Source organism: Sorangium sp. So ce1014 (genome assembly GCF_051521505.1).
Taxonomy (GTDB): domain Bacteria; phylum Myxococcota_A; class Polyangia; order Polyangiales; family Polyangiaceae; genus Sorangium.
This window is the reverse complement of record NZ_CP150356.1, coordinates 9638869-9652596: the sequence shown is the minus strand read 5'-3', so window position 1 is coordinate 9652596 and position 13728 is coordinate 9638869. Positions and strand designations below refer to the sequence as shown.

Annotated in this window: 14 protein-coding genes; 5 read left to right on the top strand and 9 right to left on the bottom strand. The window is 69.3% G+C overall.

Annotated elements, in window-relative coordinates:
* Positions 1-68: 68 nt before the first annotated feature.
* The 3 genes from WME75_RS36635 to WME75_RS36625 are packed head-to-tail and all read left to right on the top strand — an operon-like array spanning position 69 to position 1389.
* The gene (locus WME75_RS36635; protein WP_437480858.1) at positions 69-659 is read left to right on the top strand and encodes a Uma2 family endonuclease; all 591 of its coding nucleotides are present in this window, start codon (positions 69-71) and stop codon (positions 657-659) included.
* A 29-nt stretch (positions 660-688) separates the two neighbouring features.
* Complete coding sequence (locus tag WME75_RS36630; RefSeq protein ID WP_437480856.1) at positions 689-1195, top strand: hypothetical protein; 507 nt, start codon at positions 689-691, stop codon at positions 1193-1195.
* Positions 1192-1389, top strand: a complete 198-nt coding sequence (locus tag WME75_RS36625) for a hypothetical protein (protein ID WP_437480853.1) — start codon at positions 1192-1194, stop codon at positions 1387-1389. Before WME75_RS36630 ends, WME75_RS36625 begins: the two co-directional genes overlap by 4 nt.
* Positions 1390-1452: 63 nt before the next feature.
* Here the strand turns inward: WME75_RS36625 and WME75_RS36620 are convergent, their stop codons facing one another.
* The 4 genes from WME75_RS36620 to WME75_RS36605 form a co-directional block, all read right to left on the bottom strand.
* Positions 1453-3204 carry a KGGVGR-motif variant AAA ATPase gene (locus WME75_RS36620; RefSeq protein WP_437480850.1) on the bottom strand — a complete coding sequence of 584 codons (1752 nt, stop codon included), beginning with the start codon at positions 3202-3204 and terminating at the stop codon, positions 1453-1455.
* Complete coding sequence (locus tag WME75_RS36615; protein WP_437480848.1) at positions 3201-4025, bottom strand: hypothetical protein; 825 nt, start codon at positions 4023-4025, stop codon at positions 3201-3203. Before WME75_RS36615 ends, WME75_RS36620 begins: the two co-directional genes overlap by 4 nt.
* A complete protein-coding gene (locus WME75_RS36610; RefSeq protein WP_437480845.1) occupies positions 4022-4312 on the bottom strand; it encodes a hypothetical protein in 291 nt (96 codons plus the stop codon). The genes WME75_RS36615 and WME75_RS36610 overlap by 4 nt, the downstream gene beginning before the upstream one ends.
* Before the next feature lie 613 nt (positions 4313-4925).
* Positions 4926-5477, bottom strand: coding sequence for a 3-keto-disaccharide hydrolase (locus tag WME75_RS36605; RefSeq protein WP_437480842.1), 552 nt, complete (start codon positions 5475-5477; stop codon positions 4926-4928).
* 123 nt (positions 5478-5600) lie between these two features.
* Between WME75_RS36605 and WME75_RS36600 the strand changes: the two genes are divergently transcribed.
* Positions 5601-6476 (top strand): fibro-slime domain-containing protein, encoded by an 876-nt coding sequence (locus WME75_RS36600; protein ID WP_437480839.1) that lies wholly within the window; start codon positions 5601-5603, stop codon positions 6474-6476.
* A 15-nt stretch (positions 6477-6491) separates the two neighbouring features.
* On the opposite strand, the gene WME75_RS36595 is transcribed toward WME75_RS36600, so the two are convergent.
* The 4 genes from WME75_RS36595 to WME75_RS36580 form a co-directional block, all read right to left on the bottom strand.
* Positions 6492-7889, bottom strand: a complete 1398-nt coding sequence (locus WME75_RS36595) for an MFS transporter (RefSeq protein WP_437480836.1) — start codon at positions 7887-7889, stop codon at positions 6492-6494.
* 176 nt (positions 7890-8065) lie between these two features.
* Positions 8066-9871 (bottom strand): fatty acyl-AMP ligase, encoded by a 1806-nt coding sequence (locus WME75_RS36590; protein ID WP_437480833.1) that lies wholly within the window; start codon positions 9869-9871, stop codon positions 8066-8068.
* Complete coding sequence (locus WME75_RS36585; RefSeq protein WP_012239660.1) at positions 9868-10134, bottom strand: acyl carrier protein; 267 nt, start codon at positions 10132-10134, stop codon at positions 9868-9870. Before WME75_RS36585 ends, WME75_RS36590 begins: the two co-directional genes overlap by 4 nt.
* 108 nt (positions 10135-10242) lie before the next feature.
* A complete protein-coding gene (locus tag WME75_RS36580; protein ID WP_437480830.1) occupies positions 10243-11241 on the bottom strand; it encodes a helical backbone metal receptor in 999 nt (332 codons plus the stop codon).
* 178 nt (positions 11242-11419) lie between these two features.
* Here WME75_RS36580 and WME75_RS36575 point away from each other — a divergent pair, with 178 nt between their 5' ends.
* Positions 11420-12865 carry a serine/threonine-protein kinase gene (locus WME75_RS36575; RefSeq protein ID WP_437480827.1) on the top strand — a complete coding sequence of 482 codons (1446 nt, stop codon included), beginning with the start codon at positions 11420-11422 and terminating at the stop codon, positions 12863-12865.
* A 17-nt stretch (positions 12866-12882) separates the two neighbouring features.
* Here WME75_RS36575 and WME75_RS36570 read toward each other — a convergent pair whose 3' ends face one another.
* The gene (locus WME75_RS36570) at positions 12883-13479 is read right to left on the bottom strand and encodes a DUF2231 domain-containing protein (protein ID WP_437480825.1); all 597 of its coding nucleotides are present in this window, start codon (positions 13477-13479) and stop codon (positions 12883-12885) included.
* Positions 13480-13728 lie beyond the last annotated feature (249 nt).

The following is a 13728-nucleotide window of genomic DNA, read 5'->3' as shown; positions in this document are numbered from 1 at the left end:
GCGCTGGCGGGAAGAACGGCTCGCCCGCCGTGCGGCAGCGCAGTAGCCTGTAGGGGAAGAGGTTGAGCATGGCCGAGCCCGCGCGGAAGCTGACGTTCACGTTCGCCGAGTACCTCGCCCGCGAGCAGGGGAGCGAGGCCAAGCACGAGTACTTGAACGGCGAGATCTTCGCGATGGCGGGGGGCACGCCTGAGCACGGGCTCATGGCGGTGAACGTGGCCAGCGTGCTCCGCGGCCAGCTCGTCGGTCGACGCTGCCGCGTCTACAACTCCGACGTGCGGGTGCGTGTCCGGGCGACAGGGCTCGCGACGTACCCGGACGTCAGCGTGGTGTGCGGAGCGCTGGAGCGCGATCCCGAGGATGAGAACAGCATCCTGAACCCGGTCGTGCTGATAGAGGTGCTGTCGCCGAGCAGCGAGGCCTACGACCGCGGCGAGAAATTCGCTCACTACCAGGCCATTCCCTCGCTGCGCGAATACGTGCTCGTCTCGTATCAGAGGAGGCGTGTGGAGGTCTTGCGGCGCAATGACGACGGCACCTGGACGCTCCACGACGTGCGGGAGAGCGGCGTCGCGGAGCTGTCGTCGATCGGGTGCCGTCTTCCGCTCGACGAGGTGTATCTCGGCGTCTTCGAGGGATCAGAGGAAGAGGTGGGCTGAGCCAAGCGGAGGCGCACCGCGCGCGCCTCGTGCTGGAGGAGGTGTGCGGGTTCCGGCACGACGATCTGCTGCTCGCGATGGTGCGCGTCGAGCTCAACCTGCGCGCCGGCAAGGCGGAGCGCGCGGAGGACATCGCCCGCAAGCACCGCCGGCGGATCGCGGGGCAGAGCTTCCGGGAGGAGCACGTGACGTTTCTGCTGCTGCTCGCCGAGTGCGCGCTCGCGCTCGGGAACGCGGACAATGCGCTGCGGATGGTCGCCGGCGCCGAGCTCTTCATCTCGCGGGCTGGCTGGCGGCACGCGGCCTGCCGGGTCCACCGCCTGCGCGCCCGGGCGGAGGCGCTCCGCGGCGAGGCGCTGGCGGCGCGGCGCGGCGCGAGCTCGCGGCTGCGCGATAGATCGCCGAGCAGCACGGCTTCATCTCGCTGCTCGTTGACCCGCTGGTGCTCGAGGGCGAGCTCTCCCTCGAGGCGGACCCGGACGCGGCGTTGCGGTGCGCGCGCGAGGCGCGCCGGCTCGCCGAGAACCACGCCGTGAAGTACAAGTGGGGGCACGGCGATGCGCTCGACCTATGGGGGCGGGCCGCGGCGCGGCTCGGCGAGCGGAGGTTCGCCGAGATGCAGCTCGGGAAGGCGCTGCAGATCCGCCGCGAGCTCGGCAATCCGGAGCGCACGGCGCGCACCGAGGAGGCGCTCGCCGCCCTCCAGGCGAGCGCGCCGCGGCGCGGGTGAGCGGACGCTTTAATACGTCGCGCTGCCGACCGGCGTGTCTCCGCCGATCATCTACAAGGGGACCTACTTGGGGCGACTGCCGGAACGCTTGGTGATGCTCGGCGAGGCGCGCTTCCGTCCAGTTCGGCGCTGGGTCGGCGAGTCCTGTTCACGGGTTGTGCTCCCAGGTTTATCGGATTCCAGCTCGCCCGAGCGGGCCCGGCGGACGAGAGTGTCATAAAATTTCGGAAGAATATTGCTGAATTCGTGGAGCGCCGTTGAGAAGATCTTTTCGACTTCCGCATGTCCGATCTCGCGGGCGGCGCTCATAAGTCGGCGAGAGACCTCGGCAGCCAGTTCCTTGCGACCTGTGCCTAACAACGCGAAATTTCTGAGTAGAAGGATCTGTAGCAGCCATGGATCGTTCGGACTGAATCGCGATTCAATTAGTTCTAACCGAAGAAGTAGATCTGTTGCCTCTTGCTCGGCACCTCGGAAAAATCGTACGACTGCAAGAAAGGCGAGCGTGCCGGCCTCGACGATCTTCTCGTCGATCTGGCGAGCAATCGTTATGCTCTTTCTTAGTGCCTCCTCGCCTTCGTCCATACTCCCTGCACTAAGCAGAAGCTCGCCGAGCTTCTGCAAAGCACGTGCATGTTCGGGGTACGCTCCTCGCGATAAAAAAATGCCAATCGCCTGTTCGAGTTTGCGGATTCCCTCCTCGTATCTTTTCGCCTTGCGCAGCTCTTCCGCCAGCTCGTGCAGGGTGATGGCAAGGCCCAGGGTGTCTCCTCTCAGCTCCGCTGCGGCAGCCTCCGTCTGGAGAGCTGCAATATCCTTCGGGTGAGCTGGTGCAGATGCAACGGCGAGGGGCGGGGAGAGCGGGACCGACTCCTTTCGGAGCCACCGCAGGAGCGTCCCGGTGAGCTGCTCATATGCAAGCACCAGCGGATCCTTTGAATCCACCATGCCCCCTTCACGCAGAACCCTCTCTTCAAAGCCCCAGCGTGCCCTGTGTGGGAGCACGTGTGTCCGGATCCCGTCAGGGTGGTCTTCCCTGAGCCATAAGCCATCCTGGAGGCCTTTCTCGAACAGCTTTGCTTGTTTGCGGAACCACCCGTCAGCGAGGTAACTTTCCTCTACCAGTGGGACACGGCTCATGGCGAGCCACACGCGAGGTTTCTCGCGGTCCGCCCGTTCCTTTTCCGGCGCCCCGGCAATTGCGCGCGCTACGCGCTCGGTGCCCTCGAACGATTGATGGTTCGGCGCGGTGAACAGCACCACGGCATCGGGAAGCTGAATGGTGCAGATCCCGCCGATGTCCGTCAGACCCGTGCGGCTGTCGATGAGCACGACGTTGGCGTTCTCGACGAGCTTCTCACGCAGGGTCTCCACGGCCGCGGAACCCTCCGTCCGGGAGTAGAAATCTTGCCAGTGAAACCCCGCGAGACGATCGCCGTAGGCCCTGTCGAGCCGGCCAGCGAGGAGCACCCGGAGCGAGCCGAACCTGGGAGCATGCTTTTCATCGGTGATGGGAATGAGCCAGTCAAGCACGCTCTCCACCTCGGGCGGCGGCTCGGGAGCGTTATGCGCTACTGCGTTGCGCCATGAGACGAAGTAGTCGAGCATCCCGTTGGTCGAGCCCGCGACTTCCGGGGAGATTCCGAAGAAGCGATGCAGTCCGGGTGCTTCCAGGTCCCAGTCGACAGCAATGACGCTCAGCCCGTGTGTGTTCGCCAGGCGGTAGGCGACATTCGCGAGCGCCATGGTCCGCCCGACGCCCCCCTTGTAGGAGTAGAACGTGAGCACCCGACGGTTGGGTTCAGTGAAGATCATGCTGCTGCCTTGTCATAAAGCCGCGGGGGCAGATTCGGCCCTTTCTTGCGGCGTGCCCAGGCTGGTGTCCTGGAGCCCTCAGAACCGTGGTCGGGCAACCACACATCGAGCTCGTCCTTCTCGGCACCGAGCGCCGCTAGCGCATCGCGGCATCGCCGGCGCGCTTCGTTCGAAAGACCGGCCAGCGCGCCGGCGATGGCACCCGGTTTGTACGTCCGATCCGTGGCGAATGCCCAGAGGACGTCGCCCAGCGGGAAATCATGATTCCGACGGGCGCGCTCGACGGCCTCGGGAAGGATCCCGAGGGCCCGCTCCGGGTCGGAGATGCGCAGTCCGGCCGTGACCACTGGCCACAGGCCAGGGAGCTCGCGCTTCCAGAGGGCAAGCCACTTCGAATAGAGCTCACCCGGAGTCTGGAGCCCTGCGAGCGCGAAGAGGACGAGCTCCTCGGCGTCGTGGTCGAGAGCGCCGTCATGCCCGCCGAACGCGCCGCGCTCTGCAATCTCACGGAGCGTGCTCTCGGCCGCGCGTAGCTCCAGCGTGTCCACGAGCTCGGCCAGACAGCGAACGGCATGCGCGTCCGGCCCTTCGCGCAGGTTCCCCCGAGCTGCTTCCGCGAGTGTGGCGACAGCGGCCTTCTCCAGGCGCGCGCGGAACGCCTTGTCGCGCGACTGCTCGTGGAGGGTGGCCACGTAGTCGTCCGGGCTCTCCATGTGGAGCTCGGAGACGGGTGGGTCCTGCTCCCATCCGCGCATCCGCGCGAGCAGCCACGCGCGGAGCTTCGCCGCGCTCATCCGCGCGATCGTCGACGCGTCGCTCAAGGAAGCCTCCGCTTGGCGAGATAACCCCGCGGCGGAGCGGCCCGGACCTCTCCGACATACCGCGCCTCTCGATCATCGGCGGTGTCCGGAAGCACGAGCAGCTCCGGTTCGGACGGCGCATCGGTGCGGAGGTGCCGCGTGAGGCCCCAGGGGGCGTTGTGCCCAGCGTCCGGGCACCGCCACGCGGGGTACCAGCCGGCGTCGAGCGCGGTCGGGATGTAGAGCGGCCGGCTCGGAACGGTGCTCACGGCGATGCGGATCCGATAGAGATGATTGCCGCTCTTCATCGTGCATAGACCGAGACGGTCGCGGAGGTCGTCCGCATCTACTCCCGTGTTTCTCGTGATCCACACGGAGACGCCGGCGCCGCTCGCGCTCTGGCCGATGGGTCGAGCCAGCGAGATGCGCGGCGGTGGCCGCGAGCGCTTTACGGCTCGAGACAGGTATTTGTATCCCTGGAGAGCCTTGAGCGTCACGTGGTGCCACCAGTCGCCCTGGATGGCGGGAGGACGAGGCGAGGGAACAGCGAGCACCCTCGGCGCCACACGGGCAGCCTCCGCTAGCCGAGCGCGCGCGAGCCGGCTGGCCGAGCTCGTCAGCCTGGCGTGGAATGCAGCTCGCTCACTGCTCGGAACCCGGTCCTCCTCCATCAGGTTCAGGAGTACCGCACGCGCCTCCGTATTGCCCGCTCGGAGCCTGGTCCTGAGCCGCTTGACGGCGGATGCGTGGGCGGGGTTGGGAGAGTCCAGCAGCGACATCGGGAGGAGCCTAACACAACGTCCGGGGAGGCTGAGCTTCGTCCTGCCGATCTACCTCACGCTCGTGAGCGGCGCCGGACGGCCTGTCCTCGCGTTCGGTCGGATGTCAAGGACATGATCAGCCGCTGCTCCCGCCAGCGCCTCACCCCGGCTCGTACCGCTCCGAGCCCCTCGGCGCGAGGCGTACCAGCCAGATGTTCCTGTACCGCACCGGGTCTCCGTGATCCTGGAGCCGCAGCGGCCCCCGTGCGCCCTCGTCCTCCTCATCGATCGCGCCCTCCGTGGGGCCCCGGAGCGTCACGTTGTTGTAGATGACCACCCCGTTGTGGAGCAGCGTGAGCCGCGCCGGCTCGACGACCTCCCCGCCGCCTGACACCCGGGCCGCGCGAAAGACGATATCGTACGACTGCCCCGCGAGCGCGGGCCAGCACGCGTTCGACAGCGGCGCGAGCTGGCCAACCATCGCGCAGCAGTCCCCCGTTGCCGGGGACCGCGATCCCGTGCGAGTCGAGCACCTGGATCTCGTAGCGATTTGCAGGAACATACCGCTGTTGCCCGTCGCCTGCCCGGTCGCGTGCGGCATGTCCGAGCACTGGAACTCAAGGTGGATCAGGGCGTCTCCGAACCGCGCCGCGGACAGAATATCTCCGGCGCCGGCGACCACCTGGATCGCGCCGTCTTCCATCTTGCCCATGACCTCTTCGATCCTGGCAGATCGTTCTAGCGGTTGTGACCGCAGAGGCTGCCGGAGCAGGGCGGCACGCGGGCGCGAGTCGACCCGATATGCTATATAGCGTCACTGAATATGTGCCGTGTTGTGTCAAGCTTTCCACCCTCGCTGGCCATCCTTCTCTCCGCAGCCTCGGCGCTCGCGCTCGCCGGGTGTACCGCCATCCCCGAGGTCATCGGGAAGACGATGGACGCCTCCGGGACGGGCGGCGACGCCTCCGGGACGGGCGGCGGCTCCTCCGGGACCGGTCTGGGCGGCGACTTCTCGCCGGCCGGCGGCGGATCGGCCCCGGGCACGTCCTCCTCGAGCGGCGGGCAAGCCGGCTGCGAGCCGCGGCTCGAAGGGGTGGTGCGCGACTTCAAGGCGGACGGCACTGCCGGCGGGCACCCGGACTTCGAGCGCTTCGAGGGCACGGGCTTGCCGGGCATCGTCGAGCGTGTGCTCGGCCCTGACCAGAAGCCGGTATACGCCCATGAGGGGGCCACGGAGTACACGTCCGGGCCCGAGCACTTCGATCAATGGTTCCGGGACGTCCCGGAGATCAACCGTTCGATCCGGTTCGTCGTCCCCCTCGACGTGAGCGATGACGAGTTTCGCCTCTTCTCCAGCAGGGAGTTCTTCCCCATCGATGGTGAAGGCTGGGGCAACCAGGACAGGGACCACAATTACGGTTTCACGTTCGAGCTCCACATGAGCTTCAGGTACAGGGGCGGGGACGACTTCATCTTCGGTGGCGATGACGACATCTGGGTGTTCATCAACAACCAGCTGGTGATGGATCTGGGCGGGGTCCACGGCTCGATGTTCGACACCCTCGATCTCGACGCGATGGCCGAGGCGCTCGGCCTCGAGCTCGGGAAGAACTACCCGCTCGACATCTTCTTCGCGGAGCGCCGCAGCGGTGGATCGAGCTTCATGATCTCGACGCTCAAGTACACGAACTGCGAGCCGATCATCCTGTAGCGCGTCGACGTCGTCTCAGTGGGCTGCAGCTTGCCTTTGCGGCCTCGCGTTCCACAGGCGCGTCGCCAGCGCGAAGCCGACGAGGGCGACAGGGAGCATGGCGATGGGCCATGGGATCCAGTTCGCCGGGTCCTTCGCCGCGTCGCCCGAGGGCAGGATGCTCGCGTAGAGGAACGATTGCACCGCCGTGCCCAGGTAGACGAAGCCGTCGATGATGCCTGTCGCGACGCCGGCGTTCTTCCTGCCGCCGAAGTCCATGCTCGCGGTCCCGGAGAGCATGCCGTGGACGCCGATCACGCAGAGGGACATGAACACGACGGTCCACCCGGCGATGGGCAGGCTCAGCGTGAAGAGGACGATCCCCGCGCCGAGCACGAGGCCTGCGTACAGCACCGAGGCCACGGGGCCGCGGCGCGAGTCGAAGACATGGTCGGAGATGAACCCGGCGAAGACGCCGCCCAGGATGCCGGCGATGCAGAGGAGCACGCCCCAGTGGGCCGACACGAAGCCCTGGAGGTCGGTCTTGTCGGCGAAGATGAGGTACCACTTCATGACGGCGTTGCGGAGGAAGCCGCTGCAGAACTCGATGGCGACGATGATCCAGATGACCCTTTGCGAGAACATGCGCCGCGCGACGTCGAGCGGACCCATGCGCTCGCCGGTGTCGCCCGAGGACGCGTCGGCCGTGTCGAAGTCCTGAAACCCCGCCTTGCCCGGCGTGTCGCGGATGACGAAGAAGTCGAGCACCAGGAACCCGAGCAGCAGCAGGGCGGGGATGTGGAAGGCCCACTGCATGGGCAGGTGCTTGGCGATGAATCGACTCCAGTCGTAGGCGAAGTAGAGCCCCAGCGAGATCAGGATGCCAAAGACGCCGCCGAGCATCCCGCGCTCGCGGACGTGGAACCAGGGCGCGTTCACCTTGACGATGGATACGGCGCCGAAGCTCTGGAAGTACATGTTGCCGGCGAAGAGCACCGTCATCGTGGTGACGGCCGCGTCGTGGTCGAGCTGTCCTTCCTGGGCGGCGCGGACGGCTGCCCCCATGAGCAGGTTCATGATCGCCGACCCGCCCGCGGCGAGGAGGATGGTGGTGCGCCCGCCCCACCGGTCGGTGAGCGGCCCGTTCAGCAGGAAGGCGACCCCGTAGACGGCCGACCCCCAGCCGTCGATGTTCCCGAACTCCTGCTTGCTGACGAGCTGCATCGCGTCGAGCGCCGACGCGTTGGCGGAGAAATTGTACCGCCCCATGTAGAGGAAGGCGTAGGTGAGCCCGAGCGGAAACCAGTTGAAGAACCGCCGGCGCTTGAACTCCTCCGAGTGTCCGAGCTCGATCTTTGGCAGCCGCCGCATGACGACCGCGATGGCCGCGAGCAGAAGAAGGATCGGCAGCAGCTGATTGAGCCAAGCAGGCATGGATCGCCCTCCGGCCGCCGACGATAACGGCCCCCCGTACCAGCGGCTACGCCTTCGCGCCCGCTCGCTTCACCGGAGAGCCGCCGGCCGCGTTCCTGACCAGCCCTCTCCGGCGGCTCCTGCAGTCCAGCGATCCCCCCTTCGAGGCGCCCCCTTCGAGGCGCCCTCCGCCGAAATCACCCCCCGCGCCCGCGGAAGATCGCGTGACGGAAGTAGTTGATCTGGCTCTTGGCGAACTCCTTGGCCGCGTCCAGCCGGTCCCCGTCGCGCGACGAGCTGCGGATCAGGAGCTCCCCGTTCTCGTAGAGCTCCCGCGCCTTGCTCCGCTGGAGCTTCCCGCTCGAGGTCTTCGGCAGCACGCCCGCCCCGACCGCGACAACGTCGTCGACCGTGAGCCCCATGGCCTGCTGCACGACGCGGCGCACCTCGCCCTTCACCGCTTGCTTCTCCTGCTCGTCCAGCGCCGGCGTCTCGAAGACGATGACCACCCGCTCGCGATCGTTGTGCGGTTTCATCGTCCCGAACGCGATCACGTTGCCCTTCCGGACCCCGGAGACGCGGCTCGCCTCCCACTCGAGATCCTGCGGGTAGTAGTTGCGCCCGTTGACGATGATGACCTCCTTCGAGCGCCCGCAGATATAGACCTTGCCCTCCGCGAGGTACCCGAGGTCGCCCGTCCGCAGCCAGCCGCCCGCGAACGCCTCCTGGGTGAGGTCCGGGTCGCTGAAATAGCCGGGCGTCACGCTCGGGCCGCGCAGCCGGAGCTCCCCGACCTCGCGGTCGCCGAGCGGGCGCGCGCTCTCCGCGTCGTCCGACGCGAACACCGCGATCTCGTGCCCCTCGAACGCTGACCCGCACTGCACGAGCGACGCCGCGCCGTCGCTGTCGGCCGGGGCGGGCACCGCCTTGCCCTCCTTCCAGAGCGTCTCGCCGTCCACCACGTCGGTCTGCAGCCCGGTCCCGAGCGCGCTGAACGACACCGCCAGCGTGCTCTCGGCCATGCCGTACGAGCAGACGAACGCCTTCTCGTCGAAGCCGACCGGCGCGAACTTCTCGGCGAAGGCGCGCAGGTTGTCGGCCCGGATCGGCTCGGCGCCGCAGCCGGCGACCCGCCACGTCGACAGGTCGAGCCCGGCCATCTCCTGCTCCCGGATCCGCTTCACGCAGAGCGCATAGGCGAAGTTCGGGCCGAACGACACGTTGCCCCGGTGGCGCGTGATCGTCTCCAGCCAGCGCACCGGGCGCTTCAGGAACAGGAGCGGCGGCAGGAAGGTGACCGTGTTGACGTAGTAGAGCGGCGCGATCACGAAGCCGATGAGCCCCATGTCGTGGTAGAGCGGCAGCCACGACACGCCGGTGTCCACCGACTCGCGCACCGCCAGGCCGAGCTCCACGATCCCCCGCACGTTCGCGGCCAGGTTCGCGTGCGTGAGCACCACGCCCTTCGGGCGCGACGTCGAGCCGCTCGTGAACTGCAGGAAGCACACGTCGTCGAGCTCGACCTTCACCGGCTTGAGCTCCTCGCGGGAGCCCCGGATGCCCTCCACCGCCACGATCTGCTGGAGCTCCGGCGCCTGCGCCTGGATCGTGCCGAGAACGCGCTTGATCTCGGCGCTCGTGAGCAGGACCCTGGCGCCGCTCTTCGCGACGATGTGCAGCGTGTTCTCGAGGTAGCCGGTCAGCTTGCCGAGGCCCGTCGGCGGGTAGATGGGCACCGGGACGATGCCCGCGCGGATCGCGCCCAGGAAGGCGAAGATGAAGTCGGCGTTGTCCGGCAGGATCAACGCGACACGCTCGCCCTTCTGGAGCCCGAGCGCCTGGAGCGCGCCGCCGATGCGCGCGCTCGCGCGCTCGATGCCGCCATGCGTGAAGAACGGCTCGTTCTCGCTCGACTCCTCGATGAAGCGATAGCCCGTCTTCGTGCTCGCCGCTGCGTCCTCGATCGCCTGTGCGACCGTCCGCGCTTTCCAAACAGCCGTCATCCCGAGAGCCTTCCTTCGTTCTTGAGCCTGAGCTCGATGGCCTTGACGACGTCGGCGACCGTGTCGACCTCGCGCAACATATCGTCGGGGATCGAGAGGTCGAACTTATCCTCCATATCCGCGACGATCTCCATCACCCCGAGCGAGTCGAGGCTGAGATCGGCGACGAGATGGCTCGACTCCTCGATCTTTACCTCGCCGGCCGTGTGTCCTTCCAGGAGCTGGATGATCTCTGCCCGCAACGTCTCCCGTGTCCACGTCATCCTACGGTCCTACCCCAACTGGGGCGTGGCGAGGAGGGGGCTCGCTCGGCCGCGCGGCGCTCGCATGCGGCCGCGCGCCCCTGAACCGACGATCGCGTCGTGCGTGCATCAGGGACGGGCGGCGTCGATGATCTCCCGCAGCCGATTGAGCCCCTCGAGCGCCCGCGCGCCGTACCACATGAGGTCCTTGCCATCGCATCGGATCACGTGGCCGCGGCGGGCGGCGGGGATGTCGAGGGAGCGAAATATTGCCGCGTCGGCGTCGGTGAAGGCGTGCGGTTCGTCGGGCAGCAGCACGAGGTCCGGGGCGCGGGCGACGACCTCGTCGAGGGTGACGCGGGGGTAGCGGACGTCGCGGCCCTGGACGCGCTCGGGCGGGAGCGGCGGCGCTTTGCCCAGGTCGGCCGCGAGCGGGTAGCGCCGGGGCCGATCCTCGAAGACGTTCTGCGCGCCGGCGAGGTCGAGCATGTCCGAGATGAAGGTGTCGCCGTGGACGGTCATCAGCGGGTCCATCCAGATCGGGATGAAGGCGCGCAGCGGCGGGCGCGCGCGGCGCCCCGCCTCGGCCGCGGCGTGGGCGCGGTAGGCGGCCGCGACCTGCTCGCGCGCGGCGGCCGGCGGCCGCGACGGGTCCGGCTCGCCGCGCTCCGGGGCCGCCGCGGGCGCGGCCGCCCCGGTCATCGCGGAGTGCCCGAGCAGGCGCGCCATCCGGGCGAGGTGGGCCACGCCGTCCGCGACCCGCTTCGGGAACGAGACGAGCACCCGGAGGCCCGCCGCGTCGAGGCGCTCGATGTCGCGCTTGCTGTTCTCCTCCTGGTTCGCGACGACGACCTCGGGGTCGAGCGCGGCGATGCGATCGACGTCGGCGTCCTTCGTGCCGCCGACGAGCTCGATGCCCTCGACGTCCTCCGCGGGCGCGACGCAGTAGCGGGTGCGGCCGACGAGGCGGTCCCGGGCGCCGAGCCGGACGAGCGAGTAGGTGTCGCTCGGGACGAGCGAGACGATGCGCCGCGGAGGGGTGCGCCACTCGTGCTTGCGCCCCCGGTCGTCGACGATGCGGATGAACGACCCGGCAAAGGGCTGTCCCCAGCCTGCGCTGAACGTCATGCGCCGGATGTAGCCCGCCGCCGCGCACGCTGCACGTGGTGGGCGCGCTCGCCGGGCGCCGGCGCGGCGCCGGCCGCCGCGCCCCGGCCGCCGCGCCCCGGCCGCTACGCCCCGGCCGCTGCCGGGGGCGGCGCCCGCTTAGTTGGCCCGCCCGCGCGAAGTCTGCGAACGAGGGCTCGTGCAGATCGATCGCCTCGATGTGCGTCGCGGAGGCACGCTCCCGTATCCGCCCTCTGGCCTGCCGCCCCTCGCCCGCGGTCCCGGTCATGAGGATCTCCCCCTGCGCCGGGCGGCGCCCCGCGCAGGGCGGCTCTTGCCGTGCCAATTTGGCCGGTACACGCTGTTCGACCACATCGGCCAGGGGGGGATGGCCGATCTGTACCTGGCGCGGGTGCGCACCGATCTCGGCGCCGCGCGCCTCGTGGCCATCAAGGAGGTCACCCCGAGGTTCGCGCACGATCCGCGCTTCGTGGAGATGCTCGCGAGCGAGGCCAGGCTCGCCGCGGGGCTGCGCCACGCGTCCATCGTGCAGGTCGAGGATCTCGGCCGCGAGGCCGGCTCGCTGTTCATCGCGATGGAGTACGTCGAGGGCTTCGATCTGCGCGAGCTGCTCCGCCGCTGCGCGCGCCAGAAGGTGAAGCTCCCGGTCGCGTTCTCGCTCCTGATCATCGCCGAGGCGCTGCAGGCGCTCGCCTACGCCCACCGGAAGGGCGTCGTGCACCGCGACGTCTCGCCGTCGAACGTGCTCCTGAGCTTCGAGGGCGAGATCAAGCTCTGCGACTTCGGCATCGCCCGCGCGCACGAGCGCAGCGGCGCGACGCTGGACGAGGCGCTGCAGGGCAAGGCCGGCTACATGAGCCCCGAGCACGCCCGCGGCGACGCGCTCGACGCGCGCTCCGACCTCTTCGCGACGGGCATCCTGCTGTGGGAGCTGCTCGCCGGCCGGCGGATGTACAGCCCGGCCCCGGGGGCGGGCCTCTCGAAGGAAGAGGCGCGCGGCGAGCTGCTCGAGCTCGCGCGGCGCGCGGAGATCCCGCCGCTCGTGGAGCGCGGCCTCCCCGACGAGGCGGCGCTCCACGCGATCGTCGCGCGGGCGCTCGCGGAGGCGCCTGAGGAGCGCTACGCGAGCGCGGCGGCGATGCTGCGGGACATCGCGGCCTACGCGGCGGCGTCCGAGCTGACGGCGAGCCCGCTGCGCTTCGGGGCGTGGCTGCGCGACAACTTCGGCCTGGAGATCGTCGCGGCCCGCCGGGCGCGCGAGCGCGCGGTGCGCGCGCTGGAGCTCGGTCCGCCCGCGGTGATCGAGCCGCTCGCGACCGCGGCCGCCACGCCGCGCGCGATGGAGGGCGGCGCGGCGATCGCGAGGGCGGTGGCGGCGCCGGCGGCGAGGGGGGCCGCGCCGGCGGCGAGGGAGGCCGCCGTGCAGCGCGCAAGGGCGGCCGGCGCGAAGAGCGCGGAGCTCGCCGCGCGGGCGGCGGTCGAGCCGCCGTCGCCCTGGGCCACGGCGCAGCGTCCGCTCGCTCGCCCGCAGGGGCGCGGGCTCGCGCCGCTGCTCGTGCACGCCGCGCTGCTGTTCGCCCTCGCCGCGCTCGTCATCGCGGGCTGCTATCTCGCGGCGCGCTAGCGCACCGGCGGTTCCCGTCAGCCGGCGTCGGCGATCGGCGCCTCGGGGACGGGCACCTGCGTCTCCGGTCGCCGCTCGCACGCGTCGTTGCCGACGCCGACGCCGTAGCGGTAGATGAGCTCTCCTCCGAGCCAGCCGCTCGCGCCCGCGAAGCCGAACCCCGCGGTCGACAGCGCGATCCCGAGGGGCCGCAGCCCGATCGCTCGGGAGGCGAGCGAGGCGCCGTACAGGCCGGCGATCGCCAGGTTCATCGCGCCGTGGACGAAGCCGATCCGCTTCGCCGAGCCGAGGGTGGTGCTCCAGTCGGCGAGCCCGGCGAAGGCGGCCACGAGCGCCCCGCCGAGGCCGATGGCCGCTGTCGCGTCCGCCCCCCGATGCAGCCGCCGCCCGCGGCCGATGCCGGCAAGGTCGAGCACGAGCGCGCAGGACCACGCGCCGATGGGGACGGTCACAAGCACCGGATGCAGCGGGTGCCCGAGGAACTTGCCGTGGAGCACCTTCGCGACCGTGGGCGCTCGCTTCAGGACGGACCGAATGCCGCGCTGAAGCGGGTCGGCCATCCGGTCGATCCAGTCCTGCTCTTCGATTCCGCTCAAGACCGCGGTTCTGATCATGTCCCCTCCTCAAAGGCGCGTGATTGCGCGCATTTTCAGCCCATGGCGCCCGCCCCGCCGACCGTCCAGCGGTGAACCCCTGACCGGATCCCGAGCAATCGGCGGACCCATCGGAAGCGGCTCGGGCGTTCCCATCCCCTGCGCGGTGCGTGCCTGTACGACGCGCGAGCAGGCCAGTGCACTTCGCTTCTGCAATGGTGGATTGCTGAAATTTCAGGTTCGAAAGCCGCAGCCGTCTCATCTGGAATG